Below are 25,238 nucleotides of genomic sequence, written 5' to 3' on the forward strand. Positions count from 1 at the left end.
AATGCTGTTGAATGGGGCTGACGGGCCGGACCTTACACCGCTTGTGTGACGGCGCAAGGCAAGTGCCGTCATTTTTCAACGGGTGTCTTGCCCGAGGTTCCGGCCCGCTTGCGCCGCAGATAATCGCGGGTGGCATGGGCAAGTTCGCGGATGTTCAGGAAGATCGGCCAGGTCGTCGCGGGCTCCACAGGTTCCATCGAAACGCCGACCGAGGCGATGTGGCCGTGTTCATCGATATCTCGGACGATCAACACGATGGTGCCGAGGCGGACGCGGTCGGCATAATCGGCTCGGCCACCGACGCGCTGGGTGATCATCTCTGCGACCGTTTTCCCGCGCTCGCTGTCGGTGATCGATAGCGGCCCATAGGCTTCGTCGAGATCGCGGACATGGGTGGCGGGCGAGATGGCGAAGGTGCCGAAGAACTCACCGTCGTCCTCTTCGACCGGAGCCTCGGTCGCGAACAGACGGTCGAGCAGCTTCGAGTAGCTGGGCGCAATGAACAGATAGACCTGGTCATTCTCGCGCAGGCGCCCGGCATACTGATAGCGCATCGACTTGCCGTCGCGGATGACCAGAGAGGGCATGGCCCAGCGCGGGATGCGTTCGCCGCGCAGAACCGGGCTGCCGGCAACGACACGATAGGCCAGAAGCTCATGGTTGGCGGAGCCCGGCAGGTCCAGCTCGACCTTGTCGATCGCGCCGATGCGCGGCGGGATGATCAGGCCCAGCCGTTTGGCGAGCGGCTTGATGGTCCAGCCCTGCAAGACGAGCGAGATCATCACCACGATGAAGGCCGTGTTGAAGAAAACTTCACCGTTTTCCATGGTGCCGATCACAGGCACGATGCCGAGCAGGATGGAGACGGCGCCGCGCAGGCCGACCCAGGCGATGAAACCTGTCTCACGCTGTGTGAAGTCGAAGGGCAGCAGACAGAGCCAGACGGCGATCGGTCGTGCGATGAAGACGAGGAACAGGGCCAGGAGCACGCCGGGCAACAGGATTTCCGGGAACTGCGACGGGGTGGCCAGCAATCCGAGCACAAGGAACATGATGATCTGGGCAAGCCAGGTCATGCCGTCCTGGAAACGCTTGATGGCGACGTTCGCGGGCAGCTTTCTAGAGCCTGCGTAAATGCCGGCGACATAGACGGCGAGGAAGCCGCTGCCGCCGATCATCCCGGTGAAGGCGAAGATCATCAGGGCAAGCGCCAGCATGAAGATTGGTGCGAGACCCTGTTCGATCTGCAGCCGGCGAAGAATGAAGACGATGCAAAGGCCGCCGAGAAGACCGAAAATGAGGCCGATGCCCATTTGCTCGACGAAGAGCCTGAGCATATCGAACGACAGGCCTTGCGAGGCGCTGCCGCTGGCAATCAGCTCGACCAGCGCAATCGTGAGGAAGATAGCCATCGGGTCGTTGGTGCCGGATTCCACTTCAAGCGTCGAGCGCACCCTGTCGCGAATGTTGATGCCGCCGATGCGCAGCAGGAAGAAGACGGCTGCGGCATCCGTGGATCCCAGAATGGCGCCAAGCAGCATGCCCTCAAGATAACTCAGGCCAAACAGCACATGCGCGGCGACGCCGACGAGAAGCGTCGTCAGCAACACTCCCACTGTCGCAAGGGTTAGAGCTGGACCGGCTGATAGACGGAACGACTGCAGCGATGTACCGAAACCTGAATCAAACAGCACGACCGCCAGAGCAAGTGAGCCCACGGCATAGGCGAGCGGAAAATTGGAGAAATCGATTCCGAGACCGTCAACGCCGGCACCGAGGCCGATCGTCAGGAAGAGAAGAAGGAGAGGGGCGCCGAAGCGGAAGGCGATCAGGCTCGAAAAGGCGGCCAGAAACACAAGGGCTGTTGCAACCAGGATGACCGCATAGAATTCACTCAATCCTCTTCCCCTTTCCCAATGCCAGTCGACCAAACCCCGGCACCACTGTCCGTTGCCGCCATCCGGCTGTCAAACCGAAAGGTGGTCGTTTGATCCGATAGGATCGAGCTTCCCTGCGAACCGGAAATCTGATGCGTGCCGAACGGCGTAGAGAATATGGAACAAAATCATGATGATTGTAGGGCGGATTTAAAAATTTAATCCGCCCTAGACAGTGTTTATCTCGGCTCGGACAGGAGTCCCCGGATCAAAGCGTAGCTCGCGCCAAGCAGAACGATGGCGAAAGGCAAACCGGTCGATACTGCCATGGCCTGGAGTGCGACCAGACCTCCTCCGAGCAGCAGGGCCACGGCCACCAGACCTTCGAAGCTCGCCCAGAAGACGCGCTGCGGGACCGGTGCGTTGACCTTGCCGCCCGCCGAGATTGTATCGATGACCAGCGAGCCGGAGTCGGACGAGGTCACGAAGAAGACTACCACGAGCACGATGCCGATGAAGGAGGTTACCGCCGTGATGGGCAGATGCGCCAGCATCTCGAAGAGCTGCAGTTCAAGGGCTGCATCCTGAACGCTGGTCAGGCCGTCATTGACAAGCTGGCTGATCGCCGTGCCGCCGAGTGCCGTCATCCAGAGGACGGAGACGAGCGAGGGAATGAGCAGCACTGCAGTCAGGAGCTCACGTACACTGCGGCCACGGCTGACGCGGGCGATGAACATGCCGACGAAGGGCGACCAGCTGATCCACCAGGCCCAGTAGAACGCCGTCCAGCCCTGCGCGAAGTTGGTGTCATCACGACCGAAGGGATTGGCAAGGGCCGGCAGATAGGTGGCATAGGCCTTCAGGTTCAGGAAAAAGCCCTGGATGATCTGCATGGTCGGACCGACGGCGATCACAAAGAGCAGCAGCAGTGCTGCGAGCCCCAGATTGATCTCCGACAGGAGTTTCACGCCCTTGTCCATGCCGGCAACCACTGATGCAATGGCAATGCAAGTAATGGCGAGCACCAGCAGGATCATCGTTGTTTCCGTCGAGGGAATGCCGAAGAGGAATTCCAGTCCGGCGCTTGCCTGCTGAGCGCCGATGCCGAGCGAGGTCGACAGGCCGAAGATCGTGGCAAATACCGCGAGAATGTCGATGACATGGCCCGGCCAACCCCAGACGCGCTCTCCGAAGATCGGGTAGAAGATGGAGCGCAGCGTCAGTGGCAGGCCCTTGTTGAACGAAAACAGAGCGAGCGAGAGCGCCACCACGGCGTAAATCGCCCAGGGATGCAGGCCCCAATGAAAGATCGTGGCGGCCATGGCGAGGCGGCGTGCTGCTTCCGGGTCACCAAGGGCGCCATTCAGCGGCGCCCAGTCCGTGCGAACGCCGTCTTGGAAAACCGGCCCACCAAGCGCTGCCGTGAAATGTCCCATGGGCTCGGATACCCCGTAGAACATCAGGCCAATGCCCATGCCGGCGGCGAAGAGCATCGAGAACCAAGCGAGATTGCCGTAGTCCGGTGTGGCTTCCGGTCCGCCGAGACGGATTCGCCCGAGCGGCGAGAGAATGAGACCGATGCAGACGATCACGAAGACATTGCCGGTCAGCAGGAAGAACCAGTCCAGATTGCTGGTCAGAAAGTTCCTGAGGCCGGTAAAGGCCGGCTCGAGCGTGGTCTGGAAGGCCAGTGTCAGGAAGGTGAAGAGGACGATCGACAGCGCCGACACGCTGAAGACGACATTGTGGATGTCGAGCTCGAAAACGAAACGGCGGCGGAAGTTAATGTTGTCCTGACCGATCTCATAGTCCGTTTCGATGAGTTCGGTCCGCCCTTCGGGCGCCGGTATCGCATCTTCGGCAACGGTTGCATGGGGATCGGTTGTTGTGAGAGCCAATGGTCCGGTATCCTTTCGATGTCATCGGGGCTGACCAGCCCCGGAGAAGGCGCGCTGTCCGCGCCGCAATGTGGTGAAGCGACCGCAAGGGCGGTCGCATTTGCGCCACAATTCGTAGGGGCAACTGACGAGGCGGCGTGTTGTTCCCTGGGGCAGCGATTTTTTCCTGCCCTTGAGGATGCTGCCCGAAACAAAAAAGGCGAGCCATCGCTGGCCCGCCTTCATGCGAGATAAAGCCTGTCTGGATCAGATGAGCTTGGCGAGCGCCACAGCCGTGTCCGACATGCGGTTGGAGAAGCCCCACTCGTTGTCGTACCAGGTCAGGATGCGGACGAAGTTGCCTTCGAGAACCTTGGTCTGGTCGAGCGCGAAGATCGAGGAGTGGCTGTCGTGGTTGAAGTCACGGCTGACCAGCGGCTCGTCGGTGTAACCGAGGATGCCCTTCAGCGCACCGTTGGAGGCGGCGATGATGGCGTCGTTGATCTCCTGGGCCGTCGTGTTCTTCTTGGCGACGAACTTGAAGTCGACGACCGAGACGTTCGGGGTAGGAACGCGGATCGAGGTGCCGTCCAGCTTGCCCTTGAGGTGCGGCAGGACGAGGCCGACGGCCTTGGCTGCACCCGTCGAGGTCGGGATCATCGAAAGCGCTGCCGCGCGGGCGCGGTAGAGATCCTTGTGCATGGTGTCGAGCGTCGGCTGGTCACCGGTGTAGGAATGGATCGTGGTCATGAAGCCGTGGTCGATGCCGACGGCGTCATCCAGCGTCTTGACCACCGGAACCAGGCAGTTCGTCGTGCAGGAAGCGTTGGAGATGACCAGGTGATCCTTGGTCAGCTTGTCGTGGTTGACGCCGTAGACGACGGTCAGGTCGGCACCGTCGGCCGGAGCCGAGACGATGACGCGCTTGGCGCCAGCGGTCAGATGTGCTGCGGCCTTGTCGCGGGCGGTGAAGATACCGGTGCATTCCATGGCGATGTCGACACCGAGTTCCTTGTGCGGCAGGGTGGCCGGATCCTTGATCGCGGTGACCTTGATCGGCTTGCCGCCGCCCACGATGATCGTGTCGCCCTCGACCTTCACATCGGCCGGGAACTTGCCGTGGATCGAGTCGTAACGCAGAAGATGGGCGTTGGTCTCGACCGGACCGAGATCGTTGATGGCGACGACTTCGATGTCGGTGCGGCCGGATTCAACGATGGCGCGGAGAACGTTACGTCCGATACGGCCGAAGCCGTTGATGGCAACTTTCACAGTCATTGGTGCACTCCCGAGTGGATAGATGGCTTTGCAGGCATGTCAGGGCGTGTGGGGCACGCCCTGGCGGGATGGTGTCAGGCAAGCTTGGCTTCGGCGGCAGCGACGACAGCGTCGGCCGTGATGCCGAAGTGCTTGTAGAGTTCCTTCGCCGGACCGGAGGCGCCGAAGGACTTCATGCCGATGAAGGTGCCGGTGGACCCGATGATCGCGTCCCAGCCCTGGCGGATGCCGGCTTCGACGGCGATCTTGACCGGCGCATCGCCGATGATCGCTTCCTGGTAGTCGGCGTCCTGTTCGAAGAAGAGTTCGAAGCAGGGAACGGAGACGACGCGGGCCGGAATGCCCTTGGCTTCCAGCTGCTGCTGGGCCTTGATCGCGATTTCGACTTCCGAACCGGAGGCGAAGATCGAGACCTTGGCGTCGCTGGCCGAGATCAGCTCGTAGGCGCCCTGGGCGCAGAGGTTGCGCTCTTCATATTCGGTACGGGCCGGGATCAGGTTCTGGCGGGTCAGAGCCAGGCCCGACGGACGTTCCTTGTTTTCCAGCGCCACCTGCCAGCACTCGACGGTTTCCGTGGCATCGGCCGGGCGGAACATCAGCAGGTTCGGAATGGCGCGAAGCGCTGCCATATGCTCGACCGGCTGGTGCGTCGGGCCGTCTTCGCCGAGACCGATGGAATCGTGTGTGAGAACGTGGATCACGCGGATGCCCATGAGGGCGGCCAGACGGATCGACGGGCGGCAGTAGTCCGAGAAGATCAGGAAACCGCCGGAATAGGGGATCAGGCCGCCATGCAGTGCAATCCCGTTCATGGCAGCGGCCATCCCGTGTTCGCGGATGCCGTAATGAATGTAACGGCCGGAGAAGTCGGTCGGGGTGATCGACTTGGTCTGGCTGGTCTTGGTGTTGTTCGAGCCGGTCAGGTCGGCCGAGCCGCCGAGCGTTTCGGAGACGACACCGTTGATGACTTCGAGTGCATCTTCAGATGCCTTGCGGGTGGCGACCGTGGGCTTGGTTTCAGCGAGCTTCCGCTTGTAGGCGTCGACCGCGCCGGCCAGCGTGCCGGGCAGCTCGCCGGCAAAGCGGCGGTTGAACTCGGCGCGCTTCTCGGCGTCGGCGCCAGCAAGGCGCGCTTCCCAGTCCTTGCGGGTCTTGGTCGAGCGCAGGCCGGCCAGACGCCAAGCATCCAGAACGTCTGCCGGGATCGAGAAGGCTTCCTCTTCCCAGCCAAGCGCCTTGCGGGTGGCGGCGATTTCATCGGCGCCGAGCGGCGAGCCGTGGACCTTGTGGGTGCCGGCCTTGTTGGGCGCGCCGAAGCCGATGACGGTCTTGGCGGCGATCATGGTCGGCTTGTCGGACTTCTTGGCGGTCTCGATCGCGGCTGCGATCGCTTCCGGATCGTGGCCGTCGATGGCGAGCGTGTTCCAGCCGGCGGACCGGAAACGGGCATGCTGGTCGGTCGAGTCTGCGAGCGAGATCGCGCCGTCGATCGAGATGCCGTTGTCGTCCCAGAAGACGATCAGCTTGTTGAGTTTCAGGTGGCCGGCCAGCGTGATCGCTTCCTGGCTGATGCCTTCCATGAGGCAGCCGTCACCGGCCAGCACATAGGTGTAATGGTTCTGTAGATCGGAACCGAATTCAGCTTCGAGCTTCTTTTCGGCGAGTGCCATGCCGACGGCGGTGGCGATGCCCTGGCCGAGCGGACCAGTGGTCGTCTCGATGCCCGAGGCATGGCCGTATTCCGGGTGGCCGGCGGTCTTGGCGCCGAGCTGACGGAAAGCCTTGATGTCGTCGATGGTCATGTCCTCGTAGCCCGTGAGATAGAGCAGCGAGTAGATCAGCATCGATCCATGGCCAGCCGACAGGACAAAGCGGTCGCGGTCTGGCCAGAGCGGGTTCTTCGGGTCGAAGCTCAGGTAGCGGGTGAAGAGAACAGTCGCGACATCGGCGCAGCCCATCGGCATGCCGGGGTGGCCGGAATTGGCCTTTTCCACTGCATCCATGGCGAGGAAACGGATCGCATTCGCCATCCGCTGATGTTTTTCGGGAGAAATCATGGCTTTTCCGCTTGTTCCGGGGCTTCGAGATACGGCCCGCCGGGACGGGCCGCCTGAACGGGGGTGATCCTTAGCAGGTGCATCACGCAAGTCAACAAAAGGCCCCGGTTTGGGCCTTTCACAGATCAATAAAACATCTCTCTGCCTCTTTCCTGTGCGACGCGACGTGATGACTTCCGGAACGGCAAAAATGGAACGGTCGTCCACAGAATTGGCCTGTTTCGATAGCTTGCGGTTTATTGACGCGTGCCAAGGGCGGGGCTTACTGTCGCCCCTTAAATCATCGGGGCGGCCACGACGATTCGTGTAGCAAACAGAGTTCACTGAGGCAGGGGCAAGACGATGCCGGCGGAAAATTCGGTGGATGCCGCGCTCGCGGCTTTGCGACAGGCTGTCGCCGGGCTCGAGAATGCCGTCGACATGCGCTTCGAAGCCGAGCGCGAGAGCACGGAGATCGACGGTGAGGTGCGGCGCGTGCATGCTGATCGCGCTCGCCTTGCGCAGGAACTCGATCAGTCCGAGTTCCGCGCCAATCGGCTCGAAGAGGTCAATCGCGAGGTGTCGCGGCGTCTGGTCACGGCGATGGAGACCATCCGGGCGGTGCTTGATCGCTGAAGCTCTGTGTGCTGAGTGCGTGTTTCTGACGGCGCGCATGCGCCACGCGTAGGAAAGAGTTGGAAGGCCGATGGCGCAAGTCACAGTCACGATCGATGGTAAAGCCTATCGCATGGCTTGCGAGGAAGGGCAGGAAGCCCATCTGACCGAGTTGGCCAGCCAGTTTGACCGCTATGTCGGCCATCTGAAGGGGCAGTTCGGAGAGATCGGGGATCTCAGGATCACCGTCATGGCCGGAATCATGGTCATGGATGAAATGGCCGACCTCAATCGAAGGCTTGCAGCTGCAGAGGCCGAACTGGCCGGATTTCGTGCAGGTCGGGACACGGTGCTGACAAGCGTCACCCAGCGCGAGGAGGCGATTGCGAGCGCCGTTGCCGAACTCGCCGAGCGTTTGAACGGGATCACCCGCAAACTGACGCAGCGTCCCGCTCCTCAGCCGCAGCCAACGACACGCCCTCTTTCGTGAAAACGGCCACTGGCGGAGGCGCCGGAAAGAGCCTATATCTGAGTTGCGGTCTGCGCCTCACGACAGGAACCACAATCCCTGGGGCCATACTCGATCCTTAGGGAGCTGTCCCTGACCAGGCCCGTGGGCTTGGACATATGGCGCCCACCTACTTTGTAGGCACCCAGGATCGTAAATTCTCCATCGGTTGCCGTGGATCGCACCTCTCTCGTTTCAAGCCGGGACGAAATGCAATAAAAAAGCCGCCGCGATCGCTCGCGACGGCTTTTTGCATTCTCGACAAGGGATCAAAATTCTTCCCAGTTGTCCTGCGATGGGGCCGCTGCGGTGTTGCCGCCGCCGAAAGCTCTGGCAAGATTGCCAACCATCTTTCGCGCAGGCGAGGCGACGGGTCGCGTCTCCGTTGCGGCCGGTGCCGGGCGGGATGCCGGCCGTGCAGCTGCCGCCGCCACATGACCCGAGGCCGGCGCGCGGCCTGAGTGGCTGGCGGCGCCCGCGATGCGGAACTGCGAAACGAGACCGCCCAGATTGCGCGCACTGTCGGCCAGGCGATGCGTGACGGCGGTTGCCTCTTCCACCATTGCGGCGTTCTTCTGGGTGAACTGGTCCATGTGGTTGACCGAGCCGTTGATCTCGTTCAGCGCGGTGGATTGTTCGCGGGCGGCGGAGGCGATTGCAGAGATGTGATCGTTGATGGCTGCCACCTGGCTCGAGATTTCGCTCAGCGCACTACCGGTCTGCTGGACGAGCGAAACGCCGCCAGCAACGGCTTCACCCGATTTGTTGATCAGCGTTTTGATGTCCTTGGCTGCATTTGCCGAGCGCTGGGCGAGCTCGCGTACTTCCTGGGCAACGACGGCAAAGCCCTTGCCGGCCTCGCCGGCGCGTGCCGCCTCGACACCGGCGTTCAGCGCCAGCAGGTTTGTCTGGAAGGCGATCTCGTCGATGACGTTGATGATCTTGGAGATTTCGCTTGAGGCCTGTTCAATGCGGCTCATGGCCTCGATCGCGTCAGACACGACCTTGCTCGAGTTCTCCGTGCTCTGACGGGCCTTGGTCGCCATGTCGGCTGCCTGATCCGCCTTCGCCGAAGAGCTGCGGACGGTCGAGGTGATTTCTTCCAGTGCAGCGGAGGTTTCCTCCAGCGAGGCGGCCTGCTGTTCGGTGCGCTTCGACAGGTCGTCGGTCGCCGAGCGCATCTCGGCGGAGCTTGCCTCAATGCCGGCTGTCTCGTTGTGGATGTCCGTCAGCGTGTTGCTCAGCTTTTCAACCGAGGCATTGAAGTCGACGCGCAGGCGGTCGAGGTCGCCGGTGAAGGGGTGAGCGATGCGCACGGTGAGGTCGCCGTCGCTGAGGCGGTTGAGCGAGCCGGCGAGCACGTCTACCGCTTCCTGTACGAGGCGGGAGTCCTCTGCCTTGGCACGTTCGCGCTCGGCGCGTTCCTCTTCGCCCTGAGCTGCGGCATCGGCTGCGCGACGTTCGATTTCGATCTTCTGGATGGCGCTTTCCCGGAAAACGTTGATCGAGCGCGCCAAGGCGCCGATTTCGTTCTTCAGATCCTGGTCCGGGACCTGGGTTTCCAGTTGGCCCGATGCGAGACGGTCGGCGACAGCCGTGAGGCGCGGCAGGGAGCCAACGATGCGGCGAACGAGCAGGGAAACGAGGGTGGCCGCAATCAGAAGGACGATCAGAGCCGTCGTACCGATGGCAAAGGTCATTTCCGTCGCGATGCTGTTGATATCTGCCTTGCGAACGCCCGCGTAGAGAATGCCGAGGACGTCACCGGTTGGCGAGAAGATCGGCTGGTAGATGGTGTAGTAGGGTGTTTCCAGGATGACGGCTTCACCGCGATAGACCTGACCCTTCACGGCGAAGGGATAGACGGCGCCGGTCTGGCCGAGTGCAGTGCCGACCGCACGGTTGCCGTCAGGCTTGATGATGTTGGTCGTGCGGCGCCAGAAGTCCTTGCTCTCGGCGTCCCAGGCGAAGATCGTTGCGGTCTGGCCCGTCATGCGGCCGATCGTGTCGATCATCGAATGTTCGGAAAATTCCTTCGGGATCGAGTCCATGACAATGCGCTCGACATTGCCGTCCTTCGCCCAGGTCACCTTCGTGCCGGGCAAGTCGCGCTCAATCATGGTAGCGGCGGTGCGCAGGCTCGCATCCTGACCGGCGATCGCCTGCTGCTGGATCCGCGTTTCAATGCTTCCCGAGATTACCCATGCTACGGCACCCAGTGCCGCGATGAGGATCAAGACCGTCGTCGCGGTGATTGTCTTTGTGATGCCGAAGCGCGAAAATATCTGCATGGAACGCTGCCCTTTAAAAGTTGATTTAAACGTTAGTCTAATTCCCTCGGGTTAACCCTTGGTTTTTTAGGGTCTTTTCTCGATGGCTTGATAAACGCCAAATTTCAATTTTTGTTGGAAAGAGCCTCCCCAAATATGGCGGGACGGGTAAGGAAAAGGCTGTCATGGTGCAAAAACGGGAGTTGAAGGCCGAAATCCGGAGAGAGCGGCTGGCGCTGCGTGATGCCATTCAGACCGACCGTCGTGTCGAGTACAGTCTGACCATGGCGGAGCTTGCCGGCGATGCTCTTTCCGTCGAGCCCGGAATGATCGTGTCAGGCTTCTTTCCAATCCGTTCCGAGGCCGACATCCGGCCGTTGATGGCGAGGTTGAAGGCACGGGGCGCGCGGCTGTGTCTTCCCGTCGTGATCGACAAGGAGACGATCGCCTTCCGGGAACTGGTCGCCGGGGCTGATCTGGTGGATACGGGTTTTGGCACGCGCGGACCCGGCCCGGAGGCGGCTGTCGTCGATCCTGATCTCTTGCTCGTTCCGCTCTCTGCCTTCGATGCCCGCGGCAACCGGATCGGCTATGGCGCCGGCCATTATGACCGGGCGATTGCCCGTCTGAGGGAAAAAGGCCGGCATCCGCGACTGATCGGCATTGCATTCGACTGTCAGGAGGTGGCAGAAGTGCCCTATGAAGCCCATGACGTCCGGCTGGAAGCCGTGTTGACGGAAAGCGGGCTCAGAACATTCCTGGAGTGATTGGACAAATATGAGACTTCTGTTCCTCGGAGACATGGTGGGCAAGACCGGACGAACGGCTGTGTGGGAGCGGTTACCGGGCCTCATCTCCGACATGAAGCTCGATTTCGTCATCGTCAATGGCGAAAATGCTGCAGGCGGCTTCGGGATCACCGAAGACATCTACCTCGAGACGATTAATGCCGGTGCAGACGTCGTCACGACAGGCAATCACGTCTGGGACCAGAAGGAGGCCGTCTCCTTCTGCACGCGCCACGACCAGTTCCTTCGCCCCGCCAATTATCCGGCCGGGACGCCCGGCAAAGGATCCGGTCTCTACTATGCCCGCAACGGTGCCCGGGTCCTGGTGGCGAACATCATGGGCCGGGTGTTCATGCATCCGGAGCTCGACGATCCCTTCAAGTCGGCGGAAGCCATTCTGGCGGCATGCCCGCTCAAGGAGCAGGCGGATGTGATCGTCTTCGATTTCCATGCGGAGGCGACAAGCGAAAAGCAGTGCTTCGGCCACTTTGTCGACGGCCGCGCGAGTTTTGTTGTCGGCACGCACACGCATGTCCCCACGGCCGATCACCAGATCCTCAATGGCGGCACCGCCTATATGTCGGATGCCGGTATGTGCGGCGACTATGATTCCTCGCTCGGCATGGAAAAGGAAGAGCCGCTGAACCGCTTCATCTCGAAAATGCCCAAGGGGCGTTTCGAGGCGGCCAGCGGGCCAGCCACGATCTGTGGTGTCGGGGTGGAGATTTCGGATGCAACGGGCCTGGCCGAGAAGATCGCGCCGCTGCGCCTCGGTCCCCGTCTGGCCGAGACGATCCCGCCCTTCTGGGCCTGAGCGCGGGATCCATTGTCACGAAAGCAACTGCGCCCTCACTTATGGGAGGTCTTGCGCTCCAGCCGTCCCAGCTTTTGCAAGACTTCGCTCGAGGCGACCTCGACACATTGCAATTGCTTGAGTGCAGAGCCGATGTCGCCTGCATTATAACAGCGCACAGCTTCCAATCCGTGCTCATGCACCCGGCAATGCGGTTCGTCGAGTGCAAGGAAGTCGCTATCCTGGCCCATGGGCGTGCTGCGTTCGCTCAAGTACCATTTGCCAAGGCGGCAATTCCGGTGGTCAGCGAGTTCCCGAGGATCGAGCCGGTCGCGGCCCACCATCATGTTGGCAAGGCGTCGCTTCCAGATGACGTGATCGGATTGCGCCAGCATGACGACCTTGCCAGGGATATCCTCCTCGGCCAAAACCTTGAGCCTCCGATCGAGACCGATTTGCGCGTTTGCGACCGCATCCATGACCCGACCGAGCTGACGGGTCGCGTCGCCGGCGTTCGTTGCGATATGGGTGATGCCGTTGGCAACGCTTGACGATGCAGCCTTCTGTTCCACCAGGCCGCTTGCGATCTGGGCAGCGCTGTCGGCGCTTTCATTGACCTGGCGCAGGGCGTCGCTCAGCCTCTTCGAGAGGGTATCGAGGGCTGCCGTGCCGGCGTTTGCCGAACTGCGGCTGAGGGACATGGCCTCATTCATCGAAGTTAGTCCCTGCTCGAGATCCATCACGATCTTCGAAATCTCTGTCGTTGCATTGGCGGTGCGGTCCGAAAGCGCCTTCACTTCGGAAGCGACGACCGCAAATCCGCGCCCGGCCTCGCCCGCACGTGCCGCTTCGACCGCAGCATTGATCGCGAGCATGTTTGTCTGGGAAGCGATCTTCTTGATGTTGGCCGCGATTTCGGAAATGCGCGAGCCCAAGGTGTGGATCGAGGCAATCCTGTCGGACGCGTCTCCGAGCGCACGGTTGATGCCCTCCATGGTCGTCCGTGTTTCCAAGGCTGACTGTCGAGCTTCGTCACAGGCGGCCCCTGCGCGTCGCGTGCCGCCGGAAATCTCTTCGCCGTGACGGGCGATCTCATCCACGGTCGCTGCCATCTCTTCGGCGGCTGCGGCGATGTCATGCGTCCTGTGATCGACCTGTTTCAGGTCGTAGAGGAGGTTGGCTGACATAGTGGCAGTCTCGTTCACATTGACCGAGATCTCGACAACATCTTTCAATTGAGCTGCCGACCGCTCTTGGGTGCGCGTGATGAGGCGTGCCACTGCGCGATCCAGGGGATCGGAGCCCGAAGGCAGTTTGCTGAAGTCGTCGTTGAGGGCTGCTTCGATGCATTCCAGGAGGGCATAGCCGGTGGTCTGCGTGTGGTGGTCGAATAGGGCTTGCGCCGCCGGCATGGTATGTCCTTCCAGGTGTTCAGTACGGTGTGCGGTAGCTTTTGGTGCGAAGATTGACCAGGAGCGATTAACGACTGATTAAGGGTGATGAAGCTGGAAGACGTATTGGCCCTGCTGCGATAACGGCAATTTGACAGAAGTCATGCCCAGAGCAGTCTTTACCGCAGGAATGAGCTGCCGCATGCTGCCATCATCGATCTGGATGGGATGCAGGGAGCGGCATGATGCTGAGACTGGTGTTGTCCACGATAATGCTTGCCGCTGTAGCTGGTGGCGCATCGGCCCAGGAGCGACCGCAGGTCAGCCAGTGTCAGCTGATCGCCGAAAAGATCCCCAAGGTTCAATACGCCAACTTCACACCGTCGGCTCCAGGTGTTCCGGCACTGACGCTCGCGCAGGTGCAGGAAGACGTGGTTATCACATTCGTCGGGCACTCAACCTTCCAGATCGACACACCCGGCGGCATTTCGATCGCGACCGATTTCAACGGCTGGCTCAGGACGTCCCGGACGCCCGACGTGGTAACGATGAACAAGGCGCATTCCAGCCATTACACGCTCAATCCCGATCCGGCGATCGGAGCCGTATTACATGGATGGAACGAGGCTCAGCCGGGTGAGGCGATCCAGCACAGGCTGGTTGTCGGAGATGCGTATATCCGCAATGTGCCGACCGACATCCGCAGCTGGGGCGGATCGATGGAGCCGAACGGCAATTCGATCTTCATCTTTGAGGTCGCGGGCCTTTGCATCGGGCATCTCGGACATCTTCATCATGAACTCACCGACACGCATTATGGCGAAATCGGTCGGCTCGACATTGTCATGGTGCCCGTGGATGGCGGCCTGACGCTCGGGGCGGACAGCATGAGCCGGATCGTCAAGCGTCTACGGTCCGCGCTCATCTTGCCGATGCATCGTCGAGGTCCGCCGATCGAGACATTCCTGTCGATGTTCGATGGCAGTTTCGACACACAGATATCCGAGAACCGCGGCTTCACGGTGTCCATGCGGACCTTGCCGAAAAAGCCGCTGATCCTCGTCTTGCAGGGGGTCTGATACGCTCCGGCTCAGGCGAAGCGGACATGGCGGTGGACGCCGACGTCAGGCATCTTTTCCGGGTTGAGGTTGGCCTTGGCAATTTCCCAGCCGAACTTGACCGAGCTCCCGGTCGAAGCCCAGATCTCGCCTTCATCGAGGGAGAGTGCCAGCATGGTCAGGAGGGGATCCTCCTTGCCGCCCTCGTACCAGGCGGCCACGACGGCGTTCCAGTATTCGTCGATCTTGGCGGTGTCCTTCACCACAGCGAGGCTGCCGGTCAAGGACGCATGATAGTCGTGATCTTTGCCGACAACGCAGAACTGGCCACGGCTGCCCGGGCGGAGCGCTTTCACGAGATCCGTATCGGTCTTGGTGAAGAACCAGATGGTGTGTGTCGAGCGGTCTGCCTGTGGCGCCATGGGACGCATCAACAGATCTGAGCCCAGAAGCCCGAGCATGCCGGCATGCACGTCGCCGATTTCGTCCCAGAGCTGTTCTACCGGATTTTCGCGGGCTTCACTGAAGCTTGCCATATCGTCTTTCTCCCTGACGTTTTTCCATGGCAGCAACGAGTTGAACGCAGACTTGTTCCTGGCTCTCAGGCAGGTGGTGGCGATGGTTGATGGGCTTGAACAGGTCGGGCTTCGCCCTTATAAGGCGGCCATTCCCACAAACAGACCTGATCAGGGGTGCCATGGCTGGCCATTCACAGTTCAAAAACATCATGCACCGCAAGGGCAAGCAGGACGGTATCCGTTCGAAGATGTTCTCCAAGCTTGCGCGCGAAATCACCGTTGCCGCAAAGACCGGTCTGCCTGACCCGGCCATGAACGCCGCACTTCGTCTTGCCGTGCAGAACGCCAAGGCGCAGTCGATGCCGAAGGACAACATCGAACGCGCCATCAAGAAGGCGTCCGGTGCCGATGCCGAGAGCTATGATGCAATCCGCTACGAAGGTTACGGTCCGGGCGGCGTGGCCATCATCGTCGAGACGCTGACTGACAACCGTAACCGTACGGCCTCGTCCGTACGGTCGACCTTTTCGAAGGCAGGTGGAGCACTCGGCGAAACGGGCTCCGTTTCCTTCTCCTTCGACCATGTCGGCGAGATCACCTACAAGGCCTCCGTCGGCGATGCGGACAAGGTGATGGAGGCGGCCATCGAGGCCGGTGCCGAAGACGTCATCTCGGACGAAGAGGGCCACACGATCTACTGTGCATTCGAAGACATGAACGAGGTCTCGAAGGCACTCGAAGCTGTGCTCGGCGGAGCCGAGTCCGTCAAGGCGATCTGGAAGCCGCAAAACACCATCGAAGTCGATGAGGAAAAGGCGCAGTCGCTGATGAAGCTCATCGACACGCTGGAAGACGATGACGATGTTCAGAATGTCTATTCGAACTTCGAAGTCTCCGACGAAGTGATGGCGAAGCTGTCGGCCTGACACAGGCTCCTTCCCGATGACAACAAGAAGCCCGGCTGAATCTCAGCCGGGCTTCTTGCATTTCCGTCTTCCTGCAGGCGGTGGATTGCTTTGTCAGGCGGCAGCGCTCCGCACGCTTCCAATCACATCGACGAGATCGTTGACGATGCGTTCGACCTGTGCGCGGTCATCACCTTCAGCCATCACACGGATGAGAGGTTCTGTCCCGGAAGGGCGGATCACGAGGCGGCCGGACGTGGCGAGTTCGGCTTCGGCATCGGCAATCGCCTGCTTGACGACGGCGTCTTCCAAGGGCTTGCCGCCGGAGAAGCGGACGTTGCGCAAAAGCTGCGGAACCGGCTCGAAGCGGTGGCAGATCTCGCTCACCGTCTTGCCGGTCCGCTTGACCGCCGCCAGGATCTGCAGCGCCGCGACAAGGCCGTCGCCTGTGGTGCCGTGGTCGGCAAGCACGATATGGCCGGACTGTTCGCCGCCGACGTTGAAGTCGTGGCTGCGCATGTGCTCGACGACATAGCGGTCGCCGACCTTGGTGCGGGCGAGCGTCAGGCCCTTTTCGCCGAGGAAACGTTCGAGGCCGAGGTTCGACATGACGGTCGCAACGATGCCGCCGCCGCGCAGGGTCTGGTCCTGCGCCCAGGTCTCGGCGATCACCGCCATCAACTGGTCCCCGTCAACGACAGTGCCGTTCTCGTCAACGATGATGACGCGATCTGCATCACCATCGAGCGCGATGCCGATGTCGGCGCGCGTCTCGTGGACCTTCTTCTGCAAGGTATCGGGATGCGTCGAGCCACATTCGAGGTTGATGTTCGTGCCGTTGGGCTCATCGCCTATCGTCACAACCTCGGCGCCCAGCTCCCAGAGGGCCTGCGGTGCAACCTTGTAGGCGGCGCCATTGGCGCAATCGATGGCGACCCGCAGCCCGTGCAGCGTCACATCGCGGGGCAGGGTGCGCTTGGCGAATTCCACATAACGGTCGTGCACGCCGTCGATGCGCTTGGCGCGGCCGATATCGTTGGGGGCTGCGAGCTGGCCATAGAGGTCCTTCTCCAGCAGTTCCTCGATCTGCTGCTCCAGCTCGTCCGAGAGCTTGTAGCCGTCGGGGCCGAAGAGCTTGATGCCGTTGTCAGCGAAGGGATTGTGCGAGGCCGAAATCATCACGCCGAGGTCGCACCGTAGCGAGCGCGTCAACATGGCCACGGCAGGCGTCGGGATCGGGCCGAGAACGAAGGCGTCGAGGCCGGCGGCGGTGAAACCCGCGACCATCGCGTTCTCCAGCATGTAGCCGGAGAGGCGCGTATCCTTGCCGATCACAACGCGATGGCGGTGGCCGCCGCGACGGAAGATCGTGCCGGCGGCAATACCCACACGCATCGCAAGATCCGGGGTCATGGGGAAGCGGTTGGAGAGGCCGCGAATGCCGTCCGTGCCGAAGTAACGACGTGTCATCTGTGTTCCTTCAAGTCCATTCCTGTGCCGGTCGCTGCATTTGCCCAGGCATAAGCGTTTACGCAGCGCGCCGCATTGGGCTGCCATGCCACAGAATGCGGCGCAGGACACGTAAAATAGCGCTAAAATACATTACACGGCGTTACCGTAAGCGTAGTCTTCCACGGATTTGTGCGACGTCAGGGCGATGCCATGAAAAAGGCCACCGCGAGGGTGGCCTTTTTGCGAAGTCTCGTGAGGCGTGCTCAGTGCGGCTGCGGTTCCAGGCCGCCTTCCGGCTCTCCACCCTTCGGCACGTCCTTGCGGCCGGTCGAGGGAACGGCGGAGCCGCGGCTGGGCGTGCTGTCGTCGCCGCTGTCGCGGGCCGGTTTTTCGCCGCGAATGAGCGCCTTGATCTCGTCGCCCGACAGCGTTTCGTATTCCAGAAGACCTTCGGCAATCGCCACGAATTCATCGTGGTGGTCGGTCAGAATACGGCGGGCCTCGGTATAGGCTTCGTCGATCAAGCGGCGGACTTCAGTGTCGATCTTCTGGGCGGTCGATTCAGACACATTGCGCGTTTGCGAAACGGAATGACCGAGGAAGACTTCCTGCTGGTTCTCGCCATAGGCGACGTGACCCAGGATATCGGAGAAGCCCCACTGCGTGACCATGGCGCGGGCAAGCTTAGTGGCCTGCTCGATGTCGGAAGAGGCGCCCGAGGTGATGTTCTCCTTGCCGAAGGTCAGTTCTTCCGCAACGCGTCCGCCCATCATGATGATGAGGCGCGAGACCATCCACTTGTAGCTCATCGAGTAGCGATCGCCCTCGGGGAGCTGCATGACCATGCCGAGTGCACGGCCGCGCGGAATGATCGTCGCCTTGTGCAGCGGATCGGCAACCGGCACCTTCAGGGCAGTGATTGCATGGCCGGCTTCGTGATAGGCGGTCAGCTTCTTTTCTGCTTCGGTCATGGCGGACGAGCGGCGTTCCGCGCCCATCATGATCTTGTCCTTGGCGTCTTCGAATTCCTGCATGGTGACCACGCGCTTGTTGCGGCGCGCGGCCATCAGGGCAGCTTCGTTGACGAGGTTCATCAGGTCGGCACCGGAGAAGCCGGGCGTACCGCGGGCGAGAACCTTGAGGTCGACATTCGGCGCCAGCGGCACGTTGCGGGCGTGGACCTTGAGGATGCGCTCGCGGCCGATGATGTCGGGGTTGGGAACGACCACCTGGCGGTCGAAACGGCCCGGACGGAGCAGGGCGGGGTCGAGAACGTCTGGACGGTTGGTCGCGGCGATCAGGATGATGCCTTCATTGGCCTCGAAGCCATCCATTTCGACGAGCAGCTGGTTGAGCGTCTGTTCGCGTTCGTCGTTGCCGCCGCCGAGACCGGCGCCACGATGGCGACCGACGGCGTCGATTTCGTCGATGAAGATGATGCAGGGTGCGTTCTTCTTGGCCTGTTCGAACATGTCGCGGACGCGGCTTGCACCGACACCGACGAACATTTCGACGAAGTCCGAACCGGAGATCGTGAAGAAGGGCACGTTGGCTTCGCCGGCGACCGAGCGGGCGAGCAGGGTCTTACCGGTACCCGGAGGGCCGACGAGCAGGACGCCGCGCGGGATCTTACCGCCAAGGCGCTGGAACTTCTGCGGGTCACGCAGGAATTCGACGATCTCTTCCAGGTCCTGCTTGGCTTCGTCAACGCCGGCAACATCGTCAAACGTGACGCGGCCATGCGCTTCCGTCAGGAGCTTGGCCTTCGACTTGCCGAAGCCCATGGCGCCGCGCGAGCCGCCCTGCATCTGGCGCATGAAGAAAAGCCAGACGCCGAGAATCAGCAGCATGGGGAGAAGCGTGCCGATGTAGCTCAGGAAGCCCGAGGAGCCGTCCGTTTCCGGACGGGCAACGATCATCACGTTCTTGGCTTCCAGCTTGGTCAGCAGGTTGTCATCCACAACCGGCGCGTAGGTCTGGAAGGCCGTGCCCGTCTCGACATATTTGCCGAGGACGCGATTGCCCGTGACCGTCACCTCACGAACGCGTCCCGCATCGACTTCCCGGAGGAACTGCGAATAGGGAACCTCGCTCGAGGCCGTCTGGGACGGCGAGGTCTGGAACATGCTGAACAGCGCGATCAGCAAAAGAGCGATGATCGCCCAGAGCGCGAAATTGCGAAAATTTGGGTTCATTGAACTCCCCGAACCAGTGTTGCGGACCGAAGCCCCGCAGAATTACTCTCTAACATAGGAGCCCACCGCATCCTTGCCAAGGCAAAGGGACCGTCGCAGATCGTTTTCCGTCAATAAGTCTTAAATGGGACAAGACGGGCCCGGTTCGACACCGATGAGCCTGGCGATCGCATCCGCCAGTGGCTGGTCGAAACACGGCATAAAATCGGCATAGAGCGAGAGCCGCGGCTTTACCGTGATCTCGACGTCGACTTGCCGCGAAGTGCCATGCCTATCAAGGAGTTGCGGTCCGGTTCCAGCCAGTGCCGCACGCGTGGCGCCCGGTAGAGCAGGATCAACCGTCGAGGCCGGGCCGGCGGCGATGGTGATCTCCCCGCTGCTTTCGTTAAGCACCGTATAGCGCCCGTCAAAGATACCCCTGCTGCCCGGTGCAAGGAGCAGCGGCAAAAGACCGCGCCTTTCCCGGACCAGGAAAAGCTGGTCGCGGCGGCGGACAATCAGCGTGCCGGCGAGAGTCAGGCGAAAATCCGATGCCTTGGCAAGAGCGACACTCAGGCGGTCGAGGCTTGCCGCTCCCGGGCGATGGGGCTTGCCGCCAAGGGCGGCAATCAAGCTTGCCAGCGCGAGTTTTGCCGGCTCTGCGGCTGCTTCGTCGGCGTGGTCGAGGACGAGCGTGACGAGGGGCCCCGGGCCCGCCTTGGCATGGCTCTCCAGCCAGGCGGCGGCTGCTGCCGTAAGGCTGCGTCTATGGCTCGCGGCCTGGGCGATCGCCAGAGCAGTCGCCGTCGGTGCCGACTGGCGGGTCCTGACACGCTCGTAATGTGTGTCCTCGTTGCTGGGGTCCTCAATCCAGGATTGGCCGCATTCCTCGAGATAGGAACGAATTGCCGCGCGGCGTGTGCGAAGAAGCGGACGCAGGATCCAGAGGTGATTGGCGTATAGCGTGGCAGGCGCCATCCCCGCGAGGCCAAGAGCGCTCTCAACGGAGCGAGCGGCACGCATTGCAATGGTCTCGATCTGGTCGTCGAGGGTGTGACCGGTCACGAGGACATCGGCACCCATGACCTTTGCGGCATTGGCAAGAAGTCGGTAGCGGGCTTCGCGGGCTGCGGCGGACAAGCCGGTTTGAGGTTTGATGCCGTGCCAGCACTCGATACGATGGGGAATCCCGAGCCGGGCGGAGAGCTGCGCGACCGATCGCGCTTCGTCTGCCGCTTCCGCTCTCAGTCCGTGATCGATCGTTGCAGCCGCCAGCGAGTGGCGGTGGGGCGCATTCTGCTTCTCGATCGCCTGCTTCAGGAGAAGCAGAAGCCCGAGCGAATCGCTGCCACCGGAGACGGCGACCAGCAGGCGGAGAGGACGTTTCAGGTAGTTCAGAAATTCTTCAATCGCCGCTTCGGGCGAGAGGTCGGGCAGGGGCGAGGCTGCCGCGAGCGGGGCGGCCATCAGCAGCTAAGGCGCTTCTGCTCGCTCGCGACCTTGGAGACGACGGCGCGGGAGGCCTTGGGGTAACGTTTGGAGACTTCGCGCAACGTCGCGCAGGCAGTCTCGGTATTGTCGAGGGCGGCGAGCGACATGCCGAGCTTCAGCAGCATTTCGGGGGCCTTCGGCGAGGTATTGTAGGTCTGGTGGGCATTGAGGAAGGTCTTGGCCGCCTCGTTGTAATTGCCCTGGGAGTAGAGGGCCTCTCCCAGCCAGAAATGGGCATCGGCGATGCGCGCGCTGCTCGGATAAGCAGCGATGAAATCGCGGAATTCGTTTTCGGCCAGCGTATAGTCGCCCGAAAGAACATGGGCGTAGGCGATCTGGTAAACATCGCTCTCGGAGTTGAGCGAGGCCGTCTGCTGGGGCGTAGTGGAGGGAGCGGTTACACCGGTATCGACACCGGGCAGGTTGCTCGCACTGTTGTTCCCTGCGTCCTGGTTCAGCGTCGCGGTCACCGGCATGCCGTTTTGGTCGAGCGCGATGGATCCGAGGGTCTGCTCGCCGGGCGCGGTCCCCGGCGCCTGGATCGTGCCGGAAGCGTCGGCGCTTGCGCCGACGTCCGGGGTTTCGGTGATGATCTCCGCAACCGAATCCTGCTGTGCGCCTGCCGTGGCCGGACGGGTCAGGGAGCCGCTCTTCTTCTCGAGATCCTGGAAGCGGAACTCGTTGTCTTCCTGCTGCTTGCGCATTTGCTCCTGCATCTGCAAAAGCTGGAAGCTCATCTCTTCGATGCGGCCGTTCAGCGCGCGAATTTCTTCCTCGAGTTGCTGCACACGCAAGGAGGGGTCGGCGGCCTGAGTCATGTGGACCTGACCGCGAGGGTTCTGGCCTTGCAGCTGCTCAGGGGTTTTCTGTTGTCCGAAGATAGGCGGCAGGGTGACCTGGAAGGCGTGAGCCGTTCCATGGAAACCCGTCAGCGAGGCCGTCGCTAGCAGAGCCGCCATCACAAGTTTGTTCATGTTCCTTTTCCTGTTTTCGCGACGATTTGCGCCGAACCAGCGCCGACAGGAGTTTTCCCAATTGCCTGCAAAAAGCAACCAAGTTCGGCCAAAGTAAGGAGAAAAGTAAAAGGCGGCCCGGAGGCCGCCTTCACGTGGTGGTGATAATCGGGCGGACCGATTACATGCCTGCGCCACCCAGAACGGTGACGGCGCGGCGGTTTTGCGACCAGCAGGAAATGTCGTCGCAGACGGCGACCGGACGTTCCTTGCCGTAGGAGATGGTCTTCATGCGCTGGGCCGGAACGCCACGCGATGCCAGATAGTCGCGGGTGGCGGCAGCGCGGCGCGCACCGAGTGCCAGGTTGTATTCGCGGGTGCCGCGCTCGTCGGCATGGCCTTCGATCGTGATGGCGTAGTTCGGGTACTGCTGCAGCCACTGAGCCTGACGGTCGAGCGTCTGGGCAGCGTCGGCACGCACGGACGACGAATCGGTATCGAAGAAGATGCGGTCGCCGACATTGACGGTAAAGTCCTGCGCCGAGCCCGGGGTTGCGGCGCCCGCACCGGCGCCGAGGCCGAGTTCGCCGGCGCTGTTCGGCAGGTTCTTCTTGTTGGCGCAGCCTGCCAGGGCGAGGGCAACGGCAAATGCCACCATGGCGGGGTTGGTTGCCATCTTCTGCAGGCGGCTCTTGGCCGGGGAATGAATGCGGCTCATCGCCGGTCTCCTTGAATTCTCTGTTAGGGTTGCCGGACCATAACCAATCGCGGTTAACCGGCTTCCAACAATCATGGTTAACAAACGGTCAATTCACTCGTTGACGAAGGCGATTGACGGTCGTTTGCGGCGAGAAAGAGGCGCAAATGCGCCTCTTTTCGATCACTATTCCATCAGTGGCGACCAGGCCGGGTCGGAGGCGAAGGACGGTGTCTTCACCAGCTGCTCGTTGTAGCCGGTCAGGTCGATCGAGTAGAGTTGCGGGCCACCGGCACCGGCATTCTGGCGGAAGAACATCAGAACGCGACCATTCGGTGCCCAGGTCGGACCTTCGTTGTGGAAGCCGGTGGTGAGGATACGCTCGCCGGACCCGTCTGTCTTCATTACACCGATGGAGAACTTGCCGCCCGACTGTTTGGTGAAGGCGATCAGATCGCCGCGGGGCGACCACACGGGTGTGGAGTAGGAGCCGTCGCCGAAGGAGATGCGGCGCTGGCCGGAGCCATCGGCACCCATGACATAGAGCTGCTGGCGGCCGCCACGGTCGCTTTCAAACACGATCTGGCTACCATCCGGAGAATAGGAAGGCGAGGTGTCGATCGCGGCCGTGTTGGTGAGACGGGTCGTGGTGCGAGAACGCAGGTCCATCGTGTAGATATTGGCATTGCCGTCCTGCTGAAGGCTCATGATGACGCGCTGGCCATCGGGCGAGAAGCGCGGGGCAAACGTCATTCCCGGGAAATTGCCCACGACCTCACGCGCACCGGTTTCCAGCTGCAGCAGGTAGACGCGCGGCTGGTTGCCTTCGAAGGACATGTAGGTGATTTCCTGGCGGCTCGGCGAGAAGCGCGGCGTCAGAACGATGTCGTTGCTGTTGGTCAGCATACGCAGGTTTTCGCCGTCCTGGTCCATGATCGCGAGCTGGCGCTTGCGGTCGGTCTTCGGGCCCGATTCCGAGACAAATACGATGCGGGTGTCGAAATAGCCCTTTTCGCCGGTGATGCGCTCATAGATGGCGTCGGCGATCATGTGGGCGACGCGGCGCCAGTTCTTCGGGTCTGTGAAGAACTGCTGACCCGTCATCTGCTGGCCGCCGAAGGTATCCCAGAGGCGGAATTCGGCGCGCAGACGGCCATCCGGCTCCCGAGCGATGCGGCCGACAACCAGAGCTTCGGCCTTCAGCGCCGTCCAGTCGGGGAAGCGTGGTGCCTGATCCGGGTTCTGGATCTTCTCGATGAAGGCGGCGCGGTTGACCGGGGCGAAGAGGCCAGACCGCTTCAGGTCGGCTTCAACGACTGCGGAAATCTGGGCGCCAATGCCATCGGACGAGATGAAGTCGGTGATGGCGATGGGAAGAGGCTGCACGTTGCCGCGGTTGATGTTGATTTCAACGGCTGCGTTTGCGGGCGCCACGAAGGCACCTGCCATGCCGGCACAGACCAGCAGAAGTCGGAGGAGGAGAGTTTTCATGCTTACCAAGCCTTTCAGCTCTTACATCAGTTCGCTGGGGTCGAAATTGACGACAACTTCAGACCAAGCGTCGTATTTGTCCGGGGGAAGATTGGTGAAGGGGGCGGACTTGCGGACGGCGCGCACGGCACCGCTCATGAGGACCTGCTGGGCCTGAGGTGAACCACCGGTCGCGGTCGCCTCGGGCTCGCCGATCAAGGCGCCGTTCTGGTCGAGGCGGAAGGTGACGCGAATGCGTACATCCGCTGCATCGGCCATGCCGGGGGTGATCAGCCAGTTTTCCTGAATGACTCCACGCAGGGCATCGAGTTCGCTCTGGCTGAGCTTCGAACCACCGGTATCGGTCTTGCCGCCCAGTGCTTCCTGATCGGTCGAGCGCTTGGCGCCGCCGCCGGCGGCATCTGTCTTGTTGAGCAGGGCGGCCACTTCGTCGGCGTTGAAGTCGCTCTCCATCTGCGGCTTGGATTTCGCCATTTCCTGCGCCTTGGTATCCTTCTTGGCGTCAGGTTTCGGAGCGGGCTTCTTTTCTGCCGGCTTGGCGACCTCGGGCTGCGGGCGGGCAGCCGGGATCGGCGCCTGCTCGGGCAGCGGGATTTCTTCGGCGACCGCTTCTTCCGGAGGCGCTTCTTCGGCGGGCGGTGTTTCTGGCTCCGGCGGCGGGGCCGTTTCTTCCTTCACCACTTCCTTGACTTCATTCGGCTTCGGATCGGGCGTCGGCGCCGGTGTTTCCACCTTCTGCGGCGCAGCGGCCACTTCCTGTTCGACAGGACGCTTCGACGGCGTCGGCGGTGACTTCAGATCGACTTCGTTGTCGCCGACGTTCTCGGCCGGCTCGGCGATCGGTGGCTTCTTGGTCGGAACGGGCGCGGACTTCTCCGCCATCGGCGCGTCCTTCGAGCCCTTCTGGATCTGCGTGAATTCTTCGATCGGCACGATGTCGACGGGCAAGGTCTCCATCGGGGCGATCTCGAGTTTTTCCGGCGAGCCGAGGCTCACCAGCGCCGCCGAGAGCGCCAGTGTGTGCAGAAACGAGGATGTGAAGAGGCTGCCCTTCATGTCCGTCCGA

Annotated in this window: 20 protein-coding genes and 1 other RNA gene; 7 read left to right on the forward strand and 14 right to left on the reverse strand. The window is 61.8% G+C overall.

Going from position 1 to position 25,238, the window contains the following annotated elements; translation table 11 throughout:
• Positions 1 to 68 precede the first annotated feature (68 nt).
• The 4 genes from H6M51_RS05560 to tkt form a co-directional block, all read right to left on the reverse strand.
• Positions 69 to 1,898, reverse strand: coding sequence for a potassium/proton antiporter (locus H6M51_RS05560; protein WP_185808881.1), 1,830 nt, complete (start codon positions 1,896 to 1,898; stop codon positions 69 to 71).
• 218 nt (positions 1,899 to 2,116) lie between these two features.
• Entirely contained in the window at positions 2,117 to 3,775 is a 1,659-nt protein-coding gene (locus H6M51_RS05565) for a BCCT family transporter (protein WP_185808882.1), read from the reverse strand.
• A gap of 246 nt (positions 3,776 to 4,021) precedes the next feature.
• Positions 4,022 to 5,032 carry a type I glyceraldehyde-3-phosphate dehydrogenase gene (gap, locus tag H6M51_RS05570; RefSeq protein ID WP_185808883.1) on the reverse strand — a complete coding sequence of 337 codons (1,011 nt, stop codon included), beginning with the start codon at positions 5,030 to 5,032 and terminating at the stop codon, positions 4,022 to 4,024.
• Between the two features lie 74 nt (positions 5,033 to 5,106).
• Positions 5,107 to 7,089: a transketolase gene (tkt, locus tag H6M51_RS05575; RefSeq protein ID WP_185808884.1), complete on the reverse strand. Its 1,983-nt coding sequence runs from the start codon at positions 7,087 to 7,089 to the stop codon at positions 5,107 to 5,109.
• A gap of 342 nt (positions 7,090 to 7,431) precedes the next feature.
• Here tkt and H6M51_RS05580 point away from each other — a divergent pair, with 342 nt between their 5' ends.
• The 3 genes from H6M51_RS05580 to ssrS all read left to right on the forward strand — a co-directional run bounded on the left by H6M51_RS05580 (position 7,432) and on the right by ssrS (position 8,376).
• On the forward strand, positions 7,432 to 7,704 hold the full coding sequence (locus tag H6M51_RS05580) for a DUF4164 domain-containing protein (protein ID WP_076394074.1): 273 nt from the start codon (positions 7,432 to 7,434) through the stop codon (positions 7,702 to 7,704).
• A gap of 70 nt (positions 7,705 to 7,774) precedes the next feature.
• The gene (locus tag H6M51_RS05585) at positions 7,775 to 8,173 is read left to right on the forward strand and encodes a cell division protein ZapA (RefSeq protein WP_185808885.1); all 399 of its coding nucleotides are present in this window, start codon (positions 7,775 to 7,777) and stop codon (positions 8,171 to 8,173) included.
• A gap of 44 nt (positions 8,174 to 8,217) precedes the next feature.
• A non-coding RNA gene (gene ssrS, locus H6M51_RS05590) (6S RNA) lies at positions 8,218 to 8,376 on the forward strand.
• Positions 8,377 to 8,460: 84 nt separating this feature from the next.
• Here the strand turns inward: ssrS and H6M51_RS05595 are convergent.
• A complete protein-coding gene (locus tag H6M51_RS05595) occupies positions 8,461 to 10,482 on the reverse strand; it encodes a methyl-accepting chemotaxis protein (protein ID WP_185808886.1) in 2,022 nt (673 codons plus the stop codon).
• Positions 10,483 to 10,649: 167 nt separating this feature from the next.
• Here H6M51_RS05595 and H6M51_RS05600 point away from each other — a divergent pair, with 167 nt between their 5' ends.
• A complete protein-coding gene (locus H6M51_RS05600; RefSeq protein WP_185808947.1) occupies positions 10,650 to 11,228 on the forward strand; it encodes a 5-formyltetrahydrofolate cyclo-ligase in 579 nt (192 codons plus the stop codon).
• A gap of 10 nt (positions 11,229 to 11,238) precedes the next feature.
• Positions 11,239 to 12,063, forward strand: a complete 825-nt coding sequence (locus H6M51_RS05605) for a TIGR00282 family metallophosphoesterase (protein WP_185808887.1) — start codon at positions 11,239 to 11,241, stop codon at positions 12,061 to 12,063.
• 35 nt (positions 12,064 to 12,098) lie between these two features.
• Here the strand turns inward: H6M51_RS05605 and H6M51_RS05610 are convergent, their stop codons facing one another.
• The gene (locus tag H6M51_RS05610; RefSeq protein ID WP_185808888.1) at positions 12,099 to 13,454 is read right to left on the reverse strand and encodes a methyl-accepting chemotaxis protein; all 1,356 of its coding nucleotides are present in this window, start codon (positions 13,452 to 13,454) and stop codon (positions 12,099 to 12,101) included.
• A gap of 221 nt (positions 13,455 to 13,675) precedes the next feature.
• Here H6M51_RS05610 and H6M51_RS05615 point away from each other — a divergent pair, with 221 nt between their 5' ends.
• Positions 13,676 to 14,512 carry an MBL fold metallo-hydrolase gene (locus H6M51_RS05615; protein WP_185808889.1) on the forward strand — a complete coding sequence of 279 codons (837 nt, stop codon included), beginning with the start codon at positions 13,676 to 13,678 and terminating at the stop codon, positions 14,510 to 14,512.
• 11 nt (positions 14,513 to 14,523) lie between these two features.
• On the opposite strand, the gene H6M51_RS05620 is transcribed toward H6M51_RS05615, so the two are convergent.
• Complete coding sequence (locus H6M51_RS05620; RefSeq protein WP_185808890.1) at positions 14,524 to 15,027, reverse strand: pyridoxamine 5'-phosphate oxidase family protein; 504 nt, start codon at positions 15,025 to 15,027, stop codon at positions 14,524 to 14,526.
• A 161-nt stretch (positions 15,028 to 15,188) separates the two neighbouring features.
• Between H6M51_RS05620 and H6M51_RS05625 the strand changes: the two genes are divergently transcribed.
• Positions 15,189 to 15,935, forward strand: a complete 747-nt coding sequence (locus H6M51_RS05625) for a YebC/PmpR family DNA-binding transcriptional regulator (RefSeq protein ID WP_185808891.1) — start codon at positions 15,189 to 15,191, stop codon at positions 15,933 to 15,935.
• Between the two features lie 93 nt (positions 15,936 to 16,028).
• On the opposite strand, the gene glmM is transcribed toward H6M51_RS05625, so the two are convergent.
• From glmM to H6M51_RS05660, 7 genes are all read right to left on the reverse strand, one after another.
• Positions 16,029 to 17,384 carry a phosphoglucosamine mutase gene (gene glmM / locus H6M51_RS05630; RefSeq protein WP_185808892.1) on the reverse strand — a complete coding sequence of 452 codons (1,356 nt, stop codon included), beginning with the start codon at positions 17,382 to 17,384 and terminating at the stop codon, positions 16,029 to 16,031.
• A gap of 245 nt (positions 17,385 to 17,629) precedes the next feature.
• Positions 17,630 to 19,561, reverse strand: a complete 1,932-nt coding sequence (gene ftsH, locus H6M51_RS05635; RefSeq protein ID WP_185808893.1) for an ATP-dependent zinc metalloprotease FtsH — start codon at positions 19,559 to 19,561, stop codon at positions 17,630 to 17,632.
• Positions 19,562 to 19,681: 120 nt separating this feature from the next.
• A complete protein-coding gene (tilS, locus tag H6M51_RS05640) occupies positions 19,682 to 21,007 on the reverse strand; it encodes a tRNA lysidine(34) synthetase TilS (protein ID WP_185808894.1) in 1,326 nt (441 codons plus the stop codon).
• Positions 21,007 to 22,005, reverse strand: a complete 999-nt coding sequence (ybgF, locus tag H6M51_RS05645; protein WP_185808895.1) for a tol-pal system protein YbgF — start codon at positions 22,003 to 22,005, stop codon at positions 21,007 to 21,009. Before ybgF ends, tilS begins: the two co-directional genes overlap by 1 nt.
• Before the next feature lie 160 nt (positions 22,006 to 22,165).
• Positions 22,166 to 22,702 (reverse strand): peptidoglycan-associated lipoprotein Pal, encoded by a 537-nt coding sequence (gene pal / locus H6M51_RS05650; RefSeq protein ID WP_185808896.1) that lies wholly within the window; start codon positions 22,700 to 22,702, stop codon positions 22,166 to 22,168.
• A gap of 165 nt (positions 22,703 to 22,867) precedes the next feature.
• Positions 22,868 to 24,172 (reverse strand): Tol-Pal system beta propeller repeat protein TolB, encoded by a 1,305-nt coding sequence (tolB, locus tag H6M51_RS05655; protein WP_185808897.1) that lies wholly within the window; start codon positions 24,170 to 24,172, stop codon positions 22,868 to 22,870.
• A gap of 21 nt (positions 24,173 to 24,193) precedes the next feature.
• Entirely contained in the window at positions 24,194 to 25,228 is a 1,035-nt protein-coding gene (locus H6M51_RS05660; RefSeq protein WP_185808898.1) for a hypothetical protein, read from the reverse strand.
• Positions 25,229 to 25,238 lie beyond the last annotated feature (10 nt).

The sequence above is a fragment of the Rhizobium sp. AQ_MP genome, from assembly GCF_014237835.1.
In the GTDB taxonomy this organism is placed as follows: Bacteria; Pseudomonadota; Alphaproteobacteria; order Rhizobiales; family Rhizobiaceae; genus Allorhizobium.